Here is a 19,515-nt window from a genome sequence, read left to right as displayed (position 1 = left end):
TATGATTCGATGGCTTTAGTAGCTTTTAAGCAAAGATTATTATTAACTTTTTAATATAAAAATATTATTATGGCTGTTTCAATTGAAGATATCAAGAAACTTCGCGCTATGACTGGTGCTGGTCTTGCTGACGTTAAGAAGGCACTCACAGAGGCTGAAGGTGATTTCGATAAGGCAAAGGAGTTGCTCCGTGAGCGTGGTCTCGCTATCGCTGCTAAGCGTTCTGACCGTGAGACTTCTAACGGTTGCGTTCTCGTTAAGAAGGTTAACGATTTCGCTGCTATCATCGCTCTCAAGTGCGAGACTGACTTCGTAGCTAACGGTGCTGACTTCATCAAGTTGACATCTGACATCCTCGACGCTGCTATCGCTGCCAAGGCTCACACTCTCGACGAGGTGAAGACTTTGAAGGTTGGTGATGCTGATGCTCAGGCTGCTGTTACACAGCGCTCTGGTATCACTGGCGAGAAGATGGAGCTCGACGGCTACTGTGTTCTCGAGGGTGACAACATCGAGGTTTACGACCACATGAACAAGCACACTTTGTGTACTATGGTTCAGCTCAACGAGAACAACGAGGAGGCTGGTCACAAGGTAGCTATGCAGGTTGCTGCTATGCGCCCTGTAGCTCTCGACGAGTCTTCTGTTTCTGAGGAGACTAAGAAGACTGAGCTCGAGGTTGCTGTAGCCAAGACTAAGGAAGAGCTCGTAGAGAAGGCTGTTAACGCTGCTTTGAAGAAGGCTGGCATCAACCCAGCTCACGTTGACTCTGAGGAGCACATCGAGAGCAACACCAAGAAGGGTTGGTTGACACCTGAGCAGGCTGAAGAGGCTCGCAACATCAAGAAGACTGTTGGTGAGGAGAAGGCTGCTACTTTGAACCCTACTATGATCCAGAACATTGCTAATGGTCGTCTGGCTAAGTTCTTCAAGGAGAACTGCCTCGTTGACCAGGAGTTCCAGTTCGGTGACGGTGACAAGCAGACTGTTGCTCAGTACCTCGCTTCTCAGAGCAAGGATCTCAAGATCGTTGCTTACCAGCGCTTTACTCTTGCTGCTGAGTAATCATTACTCAAAAGCAAGCGTTAATTTGACTTATAGTTAAATTAGAATACCGGGAGTTATGAAGTTAAGCCTCGCTTTGCTTCTAACTCCCATTTCTTTTTTATATAAAAATTTGATGTTATGAAGATATTTGCTATCGGTATGAACTATACCGAACACAATAAATCGCTGCATGGTACGTTATCTAAACCAGAGCGTCCTGTCATCTTTACCAAGGCTGATTCTGCTTTGCTCAATAACGGCAAGCCTTTCTTCATTCCTGATCATCTGGGAAGAATAGAGTATGAAACCGAAGTAGTGGTCAGAATATCCAAGTTGGGAAAGACCATTCCGCAGCGTTTCGCCCACCGCTATTACGATGCAGTAACCGTAGGTATCGACTTTACGGCACGCGAGATGCAGAAGAAGCTGCGCGAGGCTGGCCAGCCTTGGGAACTCGCCAAGGGATTCGACGGTTCTGCCGTTATCGGCGAATGGGTCGACATCCAGAAGTTCCGTGATATCCAGGCACTGCACTTCCGCCTCGATCTCAATGACAAGACCGTACAGGAAGGCTGCACGAGCGATATGCTCTACAAGGTAGATGAAATCATCTCCTATATCAGCCAGTACTTCACGCTCAAGACGGGCGACCTGCTCTATACCGGATGTCCTACAGGCTGCGGTCCTGTCAACATCGACGACCATCTCGTAGGCTATCTCGAAGACAGGAAGGTGCTCGATTTTCACTGTAAATAAACAATATTGCAAGTAATATATCGATATGAACACAACGAAGGTTTGGAAATACATGCTGCTGGCATGCCTGCTCATGCTGGTGGCTCCTGCTCAGGCACAGCGATTCTTCAATCTGACCTCTTCAGAAGTCAGAGTAGATTCCGTGTTGCCCCGTTTCGTGTATTCCATTCCTTTGACCGGTGCATATCGTGATTCTGTATATACCGTCAGTCTGAAATATGGCGAGTATATCGACATGACTGCCTCCGACATCGCCAATTACAACCGCCTGTCGGGTGCAGTTCCTCCTGAGCAGGTATTTCCACAGCAGCGGGTTACCGAATGTCGTAAGCAGGGCGTACTCCAGATAGATTTCAGTCCTGTCGTATTCCGCAATAACCGCCATCAGCTGCTGGTCAGCTTCATGCTCCAGGTAGATGCCCGTCCTCTGAAGCGCTCCGAGCGTTCCAGTCGAGGTTCTCTGTTGGCTAAGGGCAAAGTATCAGCCTTTGCTTCTTCTGATGCTTTGCGCTCAGCTACCTCCCTCTATGCCTCCCATTCCGTCCTTGCCTCAGGCAGATGGGCGAAGATCAGAGTCAGCGAAACCGGTTTCCATCAGCTTACCGAACAGGTAGTGCGCCAGGCAGGCTTCTCCGATATCAGCAAGGTGAAGATTTACGGCTATGGCGGCAATCTGCAGAACGAAGCCCTTCTGGCGAGCGAACTGCAGGCTACCGACGATTTGCAGGAAGTTCCTCAGTGCATCGTTGGCGGCAAGCATTATTTCTATGCCCGGGGGTCGGTTTCCTGGAAGTCAGAAACCGCCCTCCAGCGCGTCCGTAATCCTTATTCCGATTACGGCTACTATTTTATTACCCAGACCGATGGAGAGCCTCTGGTGCAGGATTCAGCCACCTTTGTCTCTTCCCATTATCCGCAGCCTTACGATTACCATTCCCTCTATGAGCCAGATGGTTACAGCTACTATCATGGCGGCAGAAACCTCTTCGATGCAGAAGAGCTGAAGGTGGGCGATGAGAAGAAAGTGGTAATCACGAATACCACCGGTTCTGCGGCAGGCAAACTCTCCGTAGCCCTGACTACCACCACAAACAGCGTGGCTCAGATACTGAAGAATGGCAAGGCTTTGGGCGAAATCACCCTTTCTCTCAAGGATGACAATCCGACGGAGGATATATCTTACCTCAAGGCTACAGAGAAGGTTGCCACTTATCCCATTTCCGATTTCCAGGATAAGGATACCATCTCTATCAAGGTCTTGTCAGGCGCTTCCATCCGCCTCGATTATATCTCCGTAACGTGGGCAGAGCCTGGAAGCTGTGCCTTTACCGCTGCCAACCTTGCTGCCGGTGGAAAGATTCCGGCTGCCCAGTATGTCTACGGCATCACCAACCAGGATCATCATGCCGATGGAACTGCCGATATGGTCATCATCATACCCGCCTCACAGAAACTGCTGAAACAGGCTCAGCGACTGAAAGAATTTCATGAACAGCACGACGGACTGCGCGTTACCATTGTGCCTGCCGATGAACTCTATAACGAATTTTCTAGCGGTACCCCCGATGCCAACGCCTACCGCCGCTACCTGCGCATGCTTTCCGATAAGGCGCAGAGCGAGGCTGACATGCCGAAATACCTCCTGCTTTTCGGCGACTGCGTATGGGATAACCGCATGCTTACCTCCGGTTGCAGAACCCTGAATCCAGACGATTATCTGCTGTGCTTTGAGAGTGAAAACTCCTTCAGCGCCGTATCCTGCTTCGTCAGCGACAGCTGGTTCGGTATGCTCGGCGAGGGAGCCGGACTGTATCCTAACCGTGAGCTGCAGGATGTAGCCGTAGGTCGTTTTCCGGTAACTTATGCAGAAGAAGCCCAGGTGCTGGTAGACAAGACCATCAGTTATGCTCAGAATGCCAATGCAGGCGCCTGGCAGAACACCCTGATGTTTATGGGCGATGACGGAAACGGAAACCTCCACATGCAGGATGCCGATGAGGTGGCAAATGATGTGCTCACCACCTATCCCGCCTATCTCGTCAAGAAGGTGATGTGGGATGCCTATACCCGCGAAACCTCCTCTTCGGGCAATACCTATCCCGAGGCAACGAGAATCATCAAGCAGCAGCAGGCTGCGGGAGCCCTCATCATGGATTATGCTGGACATGGCGATCCTACACAGATGTCGCACGAATCAGTTCTGAAACTCAACGATTTTGCCGATTTCCGCAATACCAACCTGCCGCTCTGGGTAACTGCCTCCTGCGATATCATGCCGTTCGACGGACTCGATGCCAACATCGGCGAATATGCGCTGCTCAACGAAAAAGGCGGCGCAGTAGCCTTCTATGGCACCACCCGTACCGTTTACGCCCAGTATAACAGACATATCAACCGTGCCTTCATCCACAGAGTGCTCAGTCTGGTAGACGGCAAGCCTGTCACGATAGGCGAGGCGCACCGACTGGCGCAGAACGACCTGGTGAGCGGCAACGTACCTAATTCCGGCTCTGATGTCACGGTAAACTATCTTCACTATTCCCTTCTGGGCGACCCGGCGCTTGCGCTCAATCTGCCTATGCATCAGATTGTGGTAGATTCCATCAATGGCATACCTGTTGCCGGAGCCGCAACCCTGCCGATGCTCAAGGCAGGCTCTATCGCCCGCATGGCAGGTCATATTGAGGGAGCAGACGACTTCCGGGGCGTGATTACCGCTACCGTAAGAGATTCCAAGGAGACGATTACCTGTCGCCTGAACGATACCGGCAAGGATGGCGCTGAGAAGGCTTTCGAATACAAAGACAGAACCAAGACCCTGTATCAGGGCACCGATAGCGTAAGAGGCGGCAAGTTTGCCTTCTCCTTTGCCGTTCCGCTGGATATCAATTATTCCAACCAGAGCGGTTTGGTCAACCTCTATGCGGTGAATACCGCCAAGACCCTCTCTGCCCACGGCTCCTGCGAGCAGTTTACGGTAGGCGAGAGCGAGGAGCAGAAGAACGATTCCATCGGTCCTTCCATCTATTGCTATCTCAATTCGCCTTCCTTCGTAGATGGCGGCAATGTCAACACCACCCCGTTCTTTGTGGCAAAGATAACCGATAAGGACGGAATCAATGCTGCCGGAAGCGGTATCGGCCACGACCTGCAGCTGGTGATAGATGGCGATATGTCGAAGACCTACGTGCTGAACAGCAATTTCACCTACGATTTCGGAACCTATACCAGCGGTTCTACCTATTACAGCATACCGCAACTGGAACCGGGCAAGCACGAACTCACCTTCCGAGCCTGGGATATCCAGAACAACAGTTCTACGGTGCAGCTCCGTTTCAATGTGGTGAAGGCACTGAGTCCGGCGCTCTTCGATGTGGGCGTAACCGCCAATCCGGCTAAGACCTCTACCACCTTCATCATCAGTCACGACCGCACAGAGAGCGATATGGACGTGGTGGTAGAAGTGTTCGATTCATCGGGCAGACAGCACTGGCGCCATTCCGAAAGCGGTGTACCTACCTCGGGCAGCTATACCGTAAGCTGGGACCTCACCTCCGATAGCGGCACCCCTCTGGGCACCGGCGTATATCTCTATCGCGTCAAGGTGGCGAGCGATGGCAGCAGCTACACCTCTAAAGTCAAGAAACTCATCATTATCAAATAAAAAATATATTTACAATGGCAATGAAAAGAATCTATAAGATATTCATTTTGGGATGTCTCACTCTGATGGCATCAGAAGTGAAGGCGCAGGATAAGAAAGACCTCTTCAATCCTGTGAACTATGCAGTCATTTCACAGACCATAGCTCCTGATGCCCGTGGTGGCGGTTTGGGAGACATCGGTGCGGCTACTGACCCTGATGTCAATTCCCAGTACTGGAATCCGGCAAAATATCCTTTCACCATTTCGCGTGCCGGAGTGTCTCTCAGTTTCACTCCTTGGCTGCGCTCGCTGGTCAATGATATGAACCTCGCCTATCTCTCTGGCTATTACCGCATTGGCGATTATAGCGCCGTATCGGCATCGCTCCGTTATTTCAATATGGGCGAAGTGTTTACCAGTCAGGAAGGTGCCGAGAGTGGCACGGGTATGACCATCAATCCTTACGAGATGTCGGTCGATGTGGCTTATTCTCTGATGCTCAGCGAGAAGTTCTCTCTTGCTGCCGCCATCCGCTGGATCTATTCCGATATGCGCTTCGATTATACCGAAGATAATTCGCCTGCCTCCGCTTTCGCAGCCGATATCGCCGCCTATTACCAGAACTATGTGGTCATCGGCCAGCGCGAATGCCAGTTGGGTTTGGGCTTGAATATTTCTAACATCGGTAGTAAGATTACCTTCAGCGGCAAGGAGTATGGCGAGTTCCTGCCAGCCAACATGCGTCTGGGTGCTTCGCTGATGATTCCTATCGACGAATACAACCGCGTTACCCTGGCAGCCGATGCCAACAAGTATCTGGTGCCTACCGTTCCGAAGCAGGAAGAGGGTGAGGACAATTCAGAATATGAAGACCGTGTGCATCGTGAGTATGATGATATTTCGGGCATCAGCGGTATCTTCAAGAGTTTCAGCGATGCCCCTGGCGGTTTCAAGGAAGAGCTGGAGGAAATCAACTATGGTCTGGGTGCCGAGTATGTATATAATGATAAGTTTGCGCTCCGTGCCGGTTATCATCACGAGAGTCAGAGCAAGGGTAACCGCAAGTACTTCACCGTGGGTGCCGGTTTCAAGATGAATGTCTTCTCGCTCGATGCTGCCTATGTGGTGGCTACCGCCAAGAGCAACCCGCTCGACCAGACCCTCCGCTTCACCCTGTCGTTTGATATGGATGGACTGAAGGACCTCTTTAAAAGGTAATGTTGAGTGTTGAGTGTTGAGTGTTGAGTGTTGAATGAATAGTGTTGAATGTTGAATGTTGAATGTTGAATTAGGCTAGCGCCCTTGAGTCCGTTAGGCAAAAATTCAACATTCAACATTCAACATTCAACATTCAATTAATTTAAAGTTATGAATATACGTGTAGGATTTGGATATGATGTCCACAAGCTGGTGGCTGACCGCGACTTGTGGCTGGGAGGAATCAAGATAGATTATGAACTGGGATTGCTGGGCCACAGCGATGCCGATGTGCTGATACATGCCATTTGCGATGCCCTGTTGGGCGCCGCCAACATGCGTGATATCGGATATCATTTCCCCGATACGGCAGCAGAAACACTGAATGTGGATTCTAAGATACTGCTCCGCAAAACGATGGAACTGATAGCTACCAAGGGCTATACACTGGGCAATATCGATGCCACAGTCTGTGCCGAACGCCCTAAACTCAACCCGCATGTGCCAGCCATGAAAGCCTGTCTGGCAGAGGTAATGGGGGTAGACGAAGACCAGATATCCATCAAGGCAACAACTACCGAGAAACTCGGATTCACAGGCAGAATGGAGGGCATCTCCGCCTATGCCACCGTTCTTATTCAGAAAGGATAGAACGCAAGCAAGGCGCCCTTTAAAGAGCAGCACGCAATCAGCATGCCCTTAATCGGGAAGCACGCAATCAGCACGCCCTGAAAGGGCAGAAGCTCCTAGCCCAGGGCATCGCCCTGGGTATAATGGCAATCAGCAAGGCGCCCTGAAAGGGCAAAAGCTTTATATTCTGCAAAATGTAGGAAAAGTGTCAGAAAGTTGTTAATTTCCGTTTCTTTTGTTCATTTTTGCTTGATATATATCAAAAAAATGCAAAAACGTCACACTTTCTTGGCTGAATATTTGGTGAATAGCCGAAATAGTAGTAATTTTGCAGTGTCAAAAGGTTAATAGATTGTTTAGGTTAGTAGTAATAGATTTAGGTTTTTAGTTATTAGGTTTTAAGGTAGATTGTTTAACCGATAATTGAGAAAGTCGTGAGACTATTTTGATTAGATTTTTTAAGTTAAACATATTGCATGCCACAGCTCGTTGAGAGTTGTGGTATGTTTTTTTATGCCCCTTTCTCCCCCTTCCGTTTCCTCCTTTTCCGACTTCCTCGAAAAAAACATGCCTTTTTATTTTGTTTTGTCTCCGATTTGTGCTATCTTTGCAGTATCAATCAATATACGCAGCTTTTTGCGGTATCAAAAATATACGCAGATGAGAGTACTCATAGTAAATACAAGTGAAAAGACAGGCGGAGCGGCAGTAGCAGCCAACCGCCTGATGGATGCCCTTAACAACAATGGCGTTAAGGCAAAGATGTTGGTACGCGACAAGGAGACAGAAGACATCACCGTGGTCAGTCTGCCCCGTTCGCTCAGGTTGCAGTGGAACTTCCTGTGGGAGCGCTGGTGCGTGTTCTGGCATCTCCATTTCTCCCGTCAGCGCCTTTGGGAGGTAGACATGGCAACATCGGGTACCGATATCACCAGGCTCCGCGAGTTTCAGGAGGCAGATGTCATCCATCTCTCCTGGATCAATCAGGGCATGCTCTCACTCAAGAACATCCGCAAGATAATCCGCAGCGGCAAACCGGTGGTATGGACCATGCACGATCTCTGGCCAGCTACCGGCATCTGCCATTATGCCCGTGGCTGCAACCGCTATGCCTCCGCCTGCGGTAACTGTCCGCTTCTCCCCAATAAAGGCAGCAAGAACGACCTCTCAGCAAAGATATTCCGCCGCAAGAAGGAACTCTACCATCGCGGCGCCATCTCCTTCGTCACCTGTAGCCGTTGGCTCGAACGGCAGGCAAAGGGCAGCGGTCTCTTCGTAGGTCAGCGCATCACCAACATCCCGAATCCGATAGATACCCACGTGTTCTGTCCTCAGGATCAAGCAGAGGCGCGTCTGCGTGCCGGTCTGCCAGCCGACAAGCATATCATCCTCTTCGTATCCCAGCGCGTAACCGACGAGCGCAAGGGCATGCGTTATTTCATCGAAGCCATCGACCGGCTGGTAGCGCGCTATCCCGAGATGAAGGAGAATACCGCCATCGCCATCCTGGGCGGCCATTCCGAGGAAGTAAACCTCACCCTGCCGTCCTATTCGCTCGGCTATGTCAACGATGAGAAGCAGATAGTGGCAATCTACAATTCTGCCGATGCCTTCGTGCTGCCATCGCTCGAAGATAACCTCCCTAACACCATCATGGAGTCGATGGCGTGCGGCGTGCCGAGCATCGGTTTCAGGGTAGGAGGAATACCGGAGATGATAGACCATCAGCAGAACGGCTACGTGGCCAACTACCGCGATACCGAAGACCTGGCGAGTGGCATCCACTGGGTACTCGAAGAGGCCAACAGGGCGGCTCTGAAGCAGGCATGTCTGCAAAAGGTAGCACAGAACTATTCGCAGCATGCCGTAGCATTGAAATATATTGAAGTTTATAACGAGGCGATGGCCTACAAAAACTATAAGTTATGATTAAGTTCACCGTCGTAACCTGTACGTACAATGCCGAGAAGGAGTTGCAGCGTACCCTCGACAGCGTGCAGCGCCAGACCTACTGCAACATCGAGCACATCATCATGGATGGCGGTTCCCGCGACCGTACCCTCCAGCTGGTGAAGGCATATCAGCATCGCAATGCAGTAGGCGAGAGCTCGCACGAAATCGTGGTCATATCAGAACCCGACAAGGGACTTTATGATGCCATGAACAAGAGCATCGACCGAGCTACGGGCGATTACCTGGTGTTCATGAATGCCGGCGACACCTTTCCTACAGCCGATACGTTGGAGTACGTAGAGGGCTGTGTAGGCGAAGGCGAAGTACTGCCCGGCATACTTTACGGCGATACCGATATCGTGGACGAGATGGGTCATTTCCTGCGTCATCGCCGTCTAGCCCCACCTAATAAGCTCACGTGGCGTTCGTTCATCTGGGGCATGCTGGTATGCCACCAGTCATTCTATGCCCGCACAGACATAGCCCGTGAGATTCATTACGATCTGCACTACCGTTATTCGGCAGATGTAGACTGGTGTATCCGCATCATGCGGGAGTCATCTCGCCGCAAGTTGCCGTTGCGCAACGTCCATGCCGTCCTCACCCATTTTCTGGATGGCGGCATGACCACGCAGAACCACAAAGCTTCCCTGAAGGAGCGTTTCCAGGTGATGCGCACCCATTACGGCCTTCTTCCCACCCTTGCAGTTCATGCTTGGTTCGTGATAAGAGGGGCTGTAAAGAGATAGAATTTTTTTAAATTGTTTTATAATATTTGTTTGCAAAGTCTTGACTATTAACTAGTTAATATACCATGTACGGCGAAACGCCGTACATGGGTAGCCGACTGGTTAAAGGGTTAAAAAAAAAGCCCCCGATGCGTGATGCACCGGGGGCTTTGCTATGTCGAATCAAAATCTAAAAAACATCTTTTTTTTTACACGCTACAGCTGGTAACTCCGAGCGTAGTAGCGATGGCTGTGAGGAAGGAGATTGCAATCTGCAAAATCGTTTTCCAGGTATTTGCTTTCATCATCTTTATTATTATTTTTAATGTTAAGTGTTAAATGTTAATATTAACTTGGTGAGGGGATACGCTAGCTTTCTACTTGCCGCCCTCAGGCGAGGGCTTTATTCAAGCCCGTCGCCGTTATCCTGAGAGCCGCCTCCGCCGCCTTCTTGGGTTCCGCCACCGGTAGTACCTGAGCCGCCCTGGCTGGTGTCAGAGCCGCCGCCCTGTTCAGTGCCATCACCGGTAGTACCACCGCCTGTGGTGCCCTCCTCGTCGGTGCCGATATAGCCGCCGTACTCCTGAATCTTGCACTTCTTGCGCAGCTCGGCATTGCTCCAGCTCTTCGTGTTTCTCACAATCAGGTGCACGCCTTCTACGCTGGCAGCTGTCACCTTCTCCTTGGTATCCTCCGCCTTGGAGCTCATACCGATGGAGAACAGTCCGAGGTCAGAGAGACGCACGCTCTTGCCGTCGAGAATCAGCTCCTGCAGATGGTCGAGTGCATCCATCAGCACACCGTGGATAGTACCACGAGAGTAAGGCGAGCCGTGGTCGGAGATATGCGATACGAATCCCTCGAAGTCCACTTCGCGGTCGGTTACCGAAGTAGCATACCACTTCTTCTTGCCTGCGTTTTCACCAGTCTGAGGTGTGCGCTGTACTTTACGATATTTCAATGTTCCTTTTACTTCCATAATCTTAAATTTTTTAGTGTTGAATGTTGAATGTTGAATGTTGACTTGGCGGGGTGCACAAGCCTTCTTGAATCACGATGCAAAGATACGCCAATTTCCCGATACCACCAAATTTCAGCGTGTGATAAGGCGCGATTTTCAGCACGCTTTCAATCTGAAACCTGTTAAAAAACCTAACTCGCTCTAAATTGGACTTTGATTGAAAATCAAGAAGTTGGTCGTTTGCCTATATTATATAGGTAACAATATGGAAACGAGCGGACTTCTGCTCGTTTCTGTATTTTGCAATATGCAAAGAACGCCTTAATTCGGGGACAAAGATACGACAATTTTCTAAATATGCCATAATTCGCTAGGAGAAATTTATGGAATTTAGAACTTTTTTTGTAAAATCTGATGCTTAGCAACACAATATGCATCCAAAAACAAACAGCTGTATTCGGACATAGCTTATCCGAAAACCTGCTGCCATAACGTTCTGTTGCTGACGATGATTCTCACATCAGCTTTCATATACTTTTGCAGTATAGGAGTATTTTGCCCCTGTGTGCTCATTGTGGCTATTGCCATAAAATAGTTGCCATCTTCCCTATGTATGAGCTTGACTTTATGGCTTACAATGTTGCAGTTATAAGATGTATTGTCGTTGCCCTCAAAAGAAACATGAGCCGTCCTTGGCTCATCGAAAAGATACAAATACTTGTATGGTACAAACACCTGCATCGTTCTTTGATTGACGACCTCACCATTAGCCTCTATGGATATAGGATAAGGTATCTTGTAGAAAGCAACTGCGAGGGCGAGGACTATTATCGTAATGACAACCGTTCCCAAGCTGACGAGGCGAGGAGGAACCTTGCCTATCACGTTCCTCACCTTCTCGCTTCTCAATTCGATATTATCTGATTCTTTTTGTTCCATATCAAACGCTTTTTAGTTTCCCAATTCCAACTGATTCTTCACAAGATTATAGTATGCCCCTCGCTTGGCGGTCAAAGACTCATGGTTGCCTATCTCAACCACCTTTCCTTGGTCGATGACCACGATTTGGTCGGCATTCTTCACAGTGCTTAGGCGATGAGCCACAATCACAACCGTCTTTCCTTTGTAGAACTTATCCAAGTTCTCTACGATGCTTCTCTCATTGTTGGCATCGAGCGAGTTGGTCGCCTCGTCAAGGAAGATGTAGTCGGGATTCTTATACACCGCCCTTGCTATCAAGATACGCTGTTTCTGTCCTTGGCTCAGTCCCACGCCATCACGCCCAATCTTGGTGTTGAACTTCAGAGGCAAAGCCATCACGTAATCCTTGATGCAAGTTATCTCGGCAGCTTTCAACAACCTTTCCTTATCTATATCGCCATCATCAACAGCAATGTTTCTTGCGATACTCTCCGAGAAGATAACACCATCCTGCATGACAACACCACATTGTCTGCGCCACCACTTTTTGTTGAGTTTGTTGATGTCAGTATTTCCAATGTTGATTGTTCCCTCCAAGACAGGATAATAACCAAGCATCAAACGGATGAGGGTGGTCTTTCCACTGCCAGATGCGCCAACGATGGCTGTTACCTTACCTTGCGGAATGTGAATGCTCACATCGTCTATGGTTTTGCGCAAAGCATGTGGGTCGTACTTGAACATGATGTTCTTGATGTCAATGCCCTCATTCTTATCTTCAATAGAAGTTAGCAAGCCTTCCTTTCCATTCTCATCATCCATCTGGTGAATCTCGTTGATTCGCTCCAAGCTAATCTTCACATCTTGCAGGGAATAGAAGAAATTCATCAGTTGCTCCACAGGCGAGTTGAGTTGACCGATGATGTATTGCACAGCGAGCATCATACCAAGTGTCATTTGCCCATGAATCACGGCGGTTGCAGCCACTACCGTGATGATGATGTTCTTCACCTCGTTGATAAAGATACTTCCTGCCTCCTGTGTCTGTTGGAGTTTGAGTGATTTCATCTGCACTCCAAACAAGTCTGCTTGCGTGTCCTCCCATTCCTATCTTCTGCGCTGCTCACAATCCTGCAACTTGATTTCCTGCATGGAAGTGATGAACTCGTAGGTCTTGTTGTTGTTAATAGCTTGCTGCTCAAACAATTCATAGTCGAGTACCTTTCTTCGCTTCAAAAACAAGGTCATCCATGCGCCATAGAGGATGCTTCCCAACAAGAAGATGGCAAACACCAACTTATTGTAGAAGAACAGCACCACCGAGAATACCACGAAAGTAAGCATGGCAAAGGTGATGTTGAGCGTCTGCTGTGTTAGGAAATTATTCACACGGCTATGATCGTTCATCCTCTGCATCAAGTCGCCCATGAGCTTCGTGTCAAAGAAAGACATCGGTAGCTTCAAGAGCTTGATAAAGAAGTCACTAACCAATGAAATGTTAATACGCAGAGAAATGTGAAGCAAAAGCCATCTGCGGATAAAGTCGATTGCCGTTCTGCTGATTGTAAGCATCAACTGTCCCAACAATATAAGCCAGACAAAGCCGATGTCTTGGTTCTTGATGCCGACATCCACGATTGATTGGGTAAGTAATGGCAGAACTAGTTGCAAGAGACTTCCAACTAACAAGCCCAAGATGATTTGTCCGAAATACTTGCGGTATTTCTTCACATATCCAAAGAGAAAGCGGAAAGACCGCTTCTCTTTGATGTTCTCTTCACCTTGCATCTTATAAGTAAAGAAAACAGGAGTGGTTTCCAAGAACATAGCAATGCCCTTGTCTTCACCATTGAAGTTCGTGCTTATCCAATGTTGCTTGAACTCCTCTAACGTATAAACAACCAATCCCTTCCCTGGGTCTGCTACATAGAAGTTCTTTTCTTTCTTGACTTTATACAAGACAACAAAGTGATTTTGGTTCCAATGAAGGATACAAGGCAAAGGGACTTCACCTAGCACCATAGTTGTAGCTCTAGCGCATGTAGTACGCAAGCCAAGTGTGTTTGCTGCCTCATTGATACCTAACAGAGAGACTCCTTCCGTAGTAGCAAAACAAAGTTTCGATAGAGAATCCAAAGAGTATTCTCTGCCGAAATATTTGCATACCATTTGCAAGCAGGCTATTCCGCATTGCATAGAATCATGCTGGTAAATTATAGGAAAACGTTCCATTCTTCGTATGACTTACTTTTAAACAGTTACAATCTATCCATTTCCTTTTTCCCTGCCCCTTTACCTTTATATTTTGTTTTAACTGTATTAAACTTATATCTTACGATACATTCCACTGCCCTTACAGACGCAGCCTTTTCAAGATAGACATCATTCATTCCGCTGAAAATGGTAAAAGTATTTTTGCGGGCAGTATTAAAGATGTCATTTGCAGACAACTTGACATTCCATTTTTTAGATAAGTCCTTAGCCAAAGAAAGATTTATCTGTCCAACACTCCCCATCTTAATATTCTCACTATTTCCCTCACTACGCCAACTGTAATTTACTGTCGCCATATAGTTGTTATGGAATTTGAAAATATTATTGAACTTAACTACAACCAAAGGATTGTCCACGTGCTTTATATTTCCTCTGTAATCAATCTTGTAAAATTGCGAGACAACACCACATGCCAATACGGGATAATAGCATCTCCAAAGGAATCCGGGCATAAAAGAAGCCATTATCTGTAAGTTAGACAGACTGTTTCTAGAATTTTCCTTTTTAAGCAAAGCAATAGTCTTCGCATCATCATAATATGTATATGATGTTATTATTTGGTTTTGCACCTTTTTATAATTAGCAGTTAATGCCAGCCAGCGATACCTCAAATTCAAAGAGATGTTGTCGCTATAGGATGGTTGCAAATACGGATTTCCACTTTGATAGAGATATTTGTTAACATAGTGAACCGTGTTGCTCAACTGAGAGTACAATGGACGATAGCATTGCTTAGAATAGCTCAGCTGCACCATAGTTTTTCCAATGGGCAGAGACAATGAAGCAGTCGGAAAAAACTTATCATAAACATGTGACTGTTCGTGATTTTTTCTGCCACCTATAAAATATTCACTGTTCACATGCTCATACCTGCCACCGATACGGAATGTTACATTGCCTAGATGCTGCATAGTTTCAACGTAATATGCCATGTTAAGCTCCTGTATTTTATTGTTCTCGCCTGCCATAATGCTATTTTCACTTTCTGAATTTTCCTCACGGCTACTATTGGTGAAATCTACTCCAAAGCTAAAATTACCTTTAAGAAATGGGTGTGACACATATAATTCCGTTGCCATAAACCTAGCATGCCCAACATCTTTTATTCCGAAATCCTGATTGATGCCGGTTTGCTCTATAACGTTTTGATTTTCATGTGTTTTTTTCCACATTAAATCAAAAGTCATTTCCAAATTCCATTTTCCCCAAACCCCATGGCAATATCCATCTAACAAATGTTCCAAATCTCTTAATTTGATATCCTTGTATGCAGAAGTCTCACTTTCAATTACATCATCAGAATATAATGATGACATAATGCTCGAATTGGTCTTTATTGGAGCATAAGACACTTGGTAAAATGCGCCAAATGAGAGTTTTGGAGACGAGGAAAAATCAAATCCCCATTTACCATCAATCAACTTTGAGTGCTGTGTCGATTTCATAGTCGTATTCTGCTGATGATGTGACGAGAGCCATGAATTCTGAACATTTTTGCTAGAGTTCGTATTCTTGCCTTTCTCAAATCCCAACGTTCCAAAAACATCCAAATTGTCAATTCTATAGTTCAAGTCCAAATTGTCTTTGCCATACATATAATTACGACAACCAAAAGTAGCAATGTTATCAAAGGAGAAACCATCCCCAACCTTTTTAATGGTTGTTATCTTTATGATGGAACCTACGGTTGAAGCATAACGTGAACTTGGATTCGTTATAACTGTTATCTTATCTATTTGGTTAGCCTTCAATTGCTCAACTTCTATATTATTGCGGACAATATGTCCATTGATATAGAAAACTGGTTTTCCCTTGCCAAAAACTTCAATGGAACCATTATTATTTAGTACCCCAGGCAACATACCCATAACATCTTTTGCAAAACCAAGATTTTCCAAAACGGTACCTTTAACTTCTGTCACAAAGCCTTCGCTGTTCAACTTTGCTAAAGGGCGGGTTGCTCTAACAACAACCTCCCTTAATTGCAAAGTATCCTTTCCGAAATGTTGGTCAGCGATACCAGTCTGAGCTAGAACGATTTGTGCCCAAGCCAAATGAAATAAAAAAAATAAAAGTCTTCTCATCTCTAAATAAATCATTTCGTCCTTACTTTTGGTTATTATAAGGACATTTTACATCTGGGTAATACCATTTTTGTGAGCCATATTTTCGTATTATATCTCTATCAATAGTCTTCTAGCTTAAACATAGGACATTTGTCCCTTAACTTCCCTAACTTCCCCACATGCGAAACTTCAGTTAAATGACAAACATACAGGAACAAGACTATTCTCTGTTGAAATGCTACATTAAGACAAAGAATACTACCTTTTTGTTTTTATCAGTATTTTATCTGCCTTTGCGTCTTAATGTCCCATTCTTGATGTATCTACAGCCTTTACGTTCTTCTCCTTGTAGCCACCAAACTTATAGATAACTGCAAAGGTGACAGACGCCCAGTTATAGTTTATCTTCATTCGGTAGTCTTGGTTGCCTTGCACGGAACGTGTGTCGTATAGGTTGTTGAAGATGTTGCTGCCATTAAGGCGCAATCCCCATTTACCATCATGCGACGACCATTGCAGTTTGGCATTCATCCTGAAGACAGGACTTATGTCGTAGACTCCTTGTATGGCTTTCGACTGAAAGAAAGGGTTGAGTATGAGGCGCAAGTCTTGAGTGTTGCATAGTTTTACAGATGCTGTACCTCCAAGTATAACAGAGAGTTTCTTGCGATTGAATGGCAAGTCGAAGAAATTACTGCTCTTGTCGTGCTTGTAGGTTCCTACAGCAAACACATTGCCATTGAGCCATTTGCCTGCATTGAATATGACTGACGCCTGCAATCCATAACTATTGGAATAGTCGAAGTTGGTTTCCTTCATTATCACAGCCATGCGTTCTGTGGTCTGATATGGCAACTGTACGAAATAGTCGGGCTTCAGACTTGCAAAAGCCATCAGCATATAACGTCGCTTTATCTGCCACATCAGGTTGACGTTATAATAAGAGAAGGGTTTCAAGTCGGGATTGCCATGTATCTCTGAGTATGTTGAAGAATAGAAAACGTTACTCATGGTCGACCAATAACTCGGGAACTCCGAATTGGAGCTGAATGATAGATTGAGCAAATGGTTGTCGTTGACGTTCCACAAAGCATTGAGCGTAGGATACACGCGCCATTTATCCCATATCGGAGAGTGGTATTGCTCGGCAGCAACAGATGCCTCTACACTAATTGCCTTGTTTATCTGCTTGCTGAAACCAGCATATATGTTCCATATCCGCTCATTGTTGTCCACGCTACTTGTCCCATTGGGCTGGATGGTTCCATCCTTATCTATTGTGGTCTGATAACTTTTGTTGCTTGTGAATTGCCCTTTCACACCATACGACAATCCCCAGCCGTGTGCCAACGAATGGGTTTGGTCGGCCGTGAACATCCATTTGTTGATGGTCTGCTCACTGCCGCTTGTCAGGTTGCGTTCTGTTTCCAGCATGCTTTCATCCGTATGCATCGTGCCGTCGAGGGCTTGTTGCTGAGGCGTGCGATAGTAGGTGTACGAACCGTTAAGGGTGAGTCCGAAAGGAAGCGAATAGTTAACATCTACATTGTGCAGATACTCATGACTGTCATGATGCATTCCGCTAATGCTCGATCCTGTGGTGTTGCTGTTTGAGCACCTCTTGTCCCAGTGTCCTGTATAGGCAACGTCGAGACGATGGTTCTTACTGAAAGCATAATTCATCCCCAGTCGGTAGTTGTGTGTAATGCCAAACGACTTCTGTCCTGTTTCGTCATTATAATAAACACGATTGTTGCCAAGTGGATGATTGGCTATGCGTGAAGATTCACCGTATGAATTGCCGTTTACATATTTATATTGTGCGTCAAGTCCAAACTTGCCTCTTTGCAAGGAAAGATATAAATCGCCAAAACCTTTGGCGTATTTGCTTTGCTTCATGCCGCCAATGACCTGCCCCGAAAGCTGATTGGTTCCGGCGTAGTCTTTCGTAACGATGTTGATAGCCATGCCACGCACATGATAGCGGGCAGGGGCAGACAGCATCACCTCGGCTTTTGCCAACTGTGCGGCTGGCATTGCCTTCAGACGCTCTGTCAGTTGTTCCTGCGACAATGTGGTGGCTTGTCCGTTGACAATCAGCGTCACCTCATTGCCCGAAAAAGATATGCTGCCAGTAGCATCGCTGATGCCTGGTATGCGTGTCAATGCCTCGTAAGCGTTGTCGGCAGGCAACTGCTTCAATAGCAACGGCATATTGTACGATAGCTTACCCCGCTCTGCCTTGACAATAGGGCGAGAACCTTTTACCATTACTTCTGGGAGGTTGTGCATCATATTCTCCATTGTGAGCGAATCTGTATGCGTCAGAGTTTGAGCTTTCACGTTGGCAACAGAAAGCAGAAATAATCCTAAAAGAAATATCTTGTTGACCATATTTTATCTTTTTAATTGCACCAAAACGAAAGCAAACTGCAATTATTTGCCTCATTTTGTATTCCGATTGCAAAGGTATAAACACTTTTTGAAACAACATAATTTTAGGAGGATATTTAAATCACATTAAACAATGTTATACGTGCTTACACTTTGCATAATAATACAAAAATAACGCTTTCATTTACTTTTCTTACTGTTTATCTGCATTTTTATCCTATTTGATTCATCAATAAGTTGTCTTGCTATACTATCTTTATATGATGCTACCTCAACCATTTTATGGTGTTGATAGACAGAATCTTCATAAACATCAACTCTGGTTCTGAGCTTGTATATCACATCTTCATCTCGTTGCACATTGAAATGCTTTTCGATGTAGCGAATATTCGGGTCATCAGATGGAAGAACCATTTTCAATGCCCTATACTTCAAATCTGCCTCCTCCCAATCTTGGTGCTCTCGCCATTGGGTGAGATTGCCCCAAATGGAAATGACAAGAGATAGAGCCAAGCCACCTATGAAAAGAAGAATATTCTTTGAGATTGGCTCGAAGCGATGGGTTACAACCTTCTTTTGAGGTGATTTGTTCATCACTTCAAGTTTGTCTTGCAATGCCTTCGAGAAAACATCATTCTCTTGTCTCATCTGCTTGACAGCATCAACCAAGAGCTTGCTTCGCTGCTCATTTTTGCCGAGTTCAGCCTTGATAAGGTCAACAAAAACAACAATGGCATCTCTTAATTTGGATATTTTACCTCTGACTTCCTCTTCCTTGCCAAACATAGCAATGATTGATTTCTCCAACTTGGTTATGTCATTACTTGCAGGAACGGTTTCCGCTCCTGCGTTCTTTGTGGAGGCAGAAAGTTCATCGACTTTCTGCTCCAATCTCTCAACTGTGCCATAGATGGCTTCCAATAGTTCTTCTTTCATGTTCGAT

13 protein-coding genes and 1 pseudogene are annotated in these 19,515 nt (G+C 46.5%); 7 read left to right on the top strand and 7 right to left on the bottom strand.

Annotation, left to right across the window (positions count from 1 at the left end; all coding sequences use genetic code 11):
- Positions 1–69 precede the first annotated feature (69 nt).
- The 7 genes from tsf (at position 70) to ONT18_RS11555 (ending at position 9,977) form a co-directional block, all read left to right on the top strand.
- Complete coding sequence (gene tsf / locus ONT18_RS11585; protein WP_006848004.1) at positions 70–1,065, top strand: translation elongation factor Ts; 996 nt, start codon at positions 70–72, stop codon at positions 1,063–1,065.
- A 120-nt stretch (positions 1,066–1,185) separates the two neighbouring features.
- Positions 1,186–1,803: a fumarylacetoacetate hydrolase family protein gene (locus ONT18_RS11580; RefSeq protein WP_022120436.1), complete on the top strand. Its 618-nt coding sequence runs from the start codon at positions 1,186–1,188 to the stop codon at positions 1,801–1,803.
- A 25-nt stretch (positions 1,804–1,828) separates the two neighbouring features.
- Positions 1,829–5,467 (top strand): type IX secretion system sortase PorU, encoded by a 3,639-nt coding sequence (gene porU / locus ONT18_RS11575; protein ID WP_264905703.1) that lies wholly within the window; start codon positions 1,829–1,831, stop codon positions 5,465–5,467.
- Positions 5,468–5,487: 20 nt separating this feature from the next.
- Positions 5,488–6,666 (top strand): type IX secretion system outer membrane channel protein PorV, encoded by a 1,179-nt coding sequence (gene porV, locus ONT18_RS11570; protein ID WP_264906874.1) that lies wholly within the window; start codon positions 5,488–5,490, stop codon positions 6,664–6,666.
- Between the two features lie 150 nt (positions 6,667–6,816).
- Entirely contained in the window at positions 6,817–7,296 is a 480-nt protein-coding gene (ispF, locus tag ONT18_RS11565) for a 2-C-methyl-D-erythritol 2,4-cyclodiphosphate synthase (protein ID WP_118151411.1), read from the top strand.
- A gap of 639 nt (positions 7,297–7,935) precedes the next feature.
- Positions 7,936–9,204, top strand: a complete 1,269-nt coding sequence (locus ONT18_RS11560; RefSeq protein WP_264905701.1) for a glycosyltransferase family 4 protein — start codon at positions 7,936–7,938, stop codon at positions 9,202–9,204.
- Positions 9,201–9,977 carry a glycosyltransferase family 2 protein gene (locus tag ONT18_RS11555; protein WP_264905699.1) on the top strand — a complete coding sequence of 259 codons (777 nt, stop codon included), beginning with the start codon at positions 9,201–9,203 and terminating at the stop codon, positions 9,975–9,977. Before ONT18_RS11560 ends, ONT18_RS11555 begins: the two co-directional genes overlap by 4 nt.
- Positions 9,978–10,165: 188 nt before the next feature.
- Here ONT18_RS11555 and ONT18_RS11550 read toward each other — a convergent pair whose 3' ends face one another.
- The 7 genes and pseudogenes from ONT18_RS11550 to ONT18_RS11520 form a co-directional block, all read right to left on the bottom strand.
- Positions 10,166–10,264 (bottom strand): smalltalk protein, encoded by a 99-nt coding sequence (locus ONT18_RS11550; protein WP_228112395.1) that lies wholly within the window; start codon positions 10,262–10,264, stop codon positions 10,166–10,168.
- A 95-nt stretch (positions 10,265–10,359) separates the two neighbouring features.
- Positions 10,360–10,935: an HU family DNA-binding protein gene (locus ONT18_RS11545; RefSeq protein WP_264905697.1), complete on the bottom strand. Its 576-nt coding sequence runs from the start codon at positions 10,933–10,935 to the stop codon at positions 10,360–10,362.
- A gap of 450 nt (positions 10,936–11,385) precedes the next feature.
- Complete coding sequence (locus tag ONT18_RS11540; RefSeq protein WP_256624845.1) at positions 11,386–11,856, bottom strand: hypothetical protein; 471 nt, start codon at positions 11,854–11,856, stop codon at positions 11,386–11,388.
- A gap of 12 nt (positions 11,857–11,868) precedes the next feature.
- Positions 11,869–14,070, bottom strand: a pseudogene (locus ONT18_RS11535) (peptidase domain-containing ABC transporter).
- Between the two features lie 26 nt (positions 14,071–14,096).
- Positions 14,097–16,211, bottom strand: a complete 2,115-nt coding sequence (locus ONT18_RS11530; RefSeq protein WP_264905694.1) for a TonB-dependent receptor domain-containing protein — start codon at positions 16,209–16,211, stop codon at positions 14,097–14,099.
- 267 nt (positions 16,212–16,478) lie between these two features.
- On the bottom strand, positions 16,479–18,572 hold the full coding sequence (locus tag ONT18_RS11525; RefSeq protein WP_264905692.1) for an outer membrane beta-barrel protein: 2,094 nt from the start codon (positions 18,570–18,572) through the stop codon (positions 16,479–16,481).
- Between the two features lie 180 nt (positions 18,573–18,752).
- Entirely contained in the window at positions 18,753–19,508 is a 756-nt protein-coding gene (locus ONT18_RS11520; protein ID WP_264905691.1) for a hypothetical protein, read from the bottom strand.
- Positions 19,509–19,515 lie beyond the last annotated feature (7 nt).

Origin of the sequence: Segatella copri, from assembly GCF_026015295.1 — a bacterium.
In the GTDB taxonomy this organism is placed as follows: Bacteria; Bacteroidota; Bacteroidia; order Bacteroidales; family Bacteroidaceae; genus Prevotella; species Prevotella copri_C.
The sequence above is the reverse complement of the archived record's forward strand: the minus strand, read 5'-3'. Positions and strand labels throughout refer to the sequence as shown.

What these genes read in the sequence shown, in the direction of transcription:
- tsf (WP_006848004.1), top strand. Translation starts at nt 70, where the DNA reads ATGGCTGTTTCAATTGAAGATATCAAGAAACTTCGCGCTATGACTGGT.
- ONT18_RS11580 (WP_022120436.1), top strand. Translation starts at nt 1,186, where the DNA reads ATGAAGATATTTGCTATCGGTATGAACTATACCGAACACAATAAATCG.
- porU (WP_264905703.1), top strand. Translation starts at nt 1,829, where the DNA reads ATGAACACAACGAAGGTTTGGAAATACATGCTGCTGGCATGCCTGCTC.
- porV (WP_264906874.1), top strand. Translation starts at nt 5,488, where the DNA reads ATGAAAAGAATCTATAAGATATTCATTTTGGGATGTCTCACTCTGATG.
- ispF (WP_118151411.1), top strand. Translation starts at nt 6,817, where the DNA reads ATGAATATACGTGTAGGATTTGGATATGATGTCCACAAGCTGGTGGCT.
- ONT18_RS11560 (WP_264905701.1), top strand. Translation starts at nt 7,936, where the DNA reads ATGAGAGTACTCATAGTAAATACAAGTGAAAAGACAGGCGGAGCGGCA.
- ONT18_RS11555 (WP_264905699.1), top strand. Translation starts at nt 9,201, where the DNA reads ATGATTAAGTTCACCGTCGTAACCTGTACGTACAATGCCGAGAAGGAG.
- ONT18_RS11550 (WP_228112395.1), bottom strand. Translation starts at nt 10,264, where the DNA reads ATGATGAAAGCAAATACCTGGAAAACGATTTTGCAGATTGCAATCTCC.
- ONT18_RS11545 (WP_264905697.1), bottom strand. Translation starts at nt 10,935, where the DNA reads ATGGAAGTAAAAGGAACATTGAAATATCGTAAAGTACAGCGCACACCT.
- ONT18_RS11540 (WP_256624845.1), bottom strand. Translation starts at nt 11,856, where the DNA reads ATGGAACAAAAAGAATCAGATAATATCGAATTGAGAAGCGAGAAGGTG.
- ONT18_RS11530 (WP_264905694.1), bottom strand. Translation starts at nt 16,211, where the DNA reads ATGATTTATTTAGAGATGAGAAGACTTTTATTTTTTTTATTTCATTTG.
- ONT18_RS11525 (WP_264905692.1), bottom strand. Translation starts at nt 18,572, where the DNA reads ATGGTCAACAAGATATTTCTTTTAGGATTATTTCTGCTTTCTGTTGCC.
- ONT18_RS11520 (WP_264905691.1), bottom strand. Translation starts at nt 19,508, where the DNA reads ATGAAAGAAGAACTATTGGAAGCCATCTATGGCACAGTTGAGAGATTG.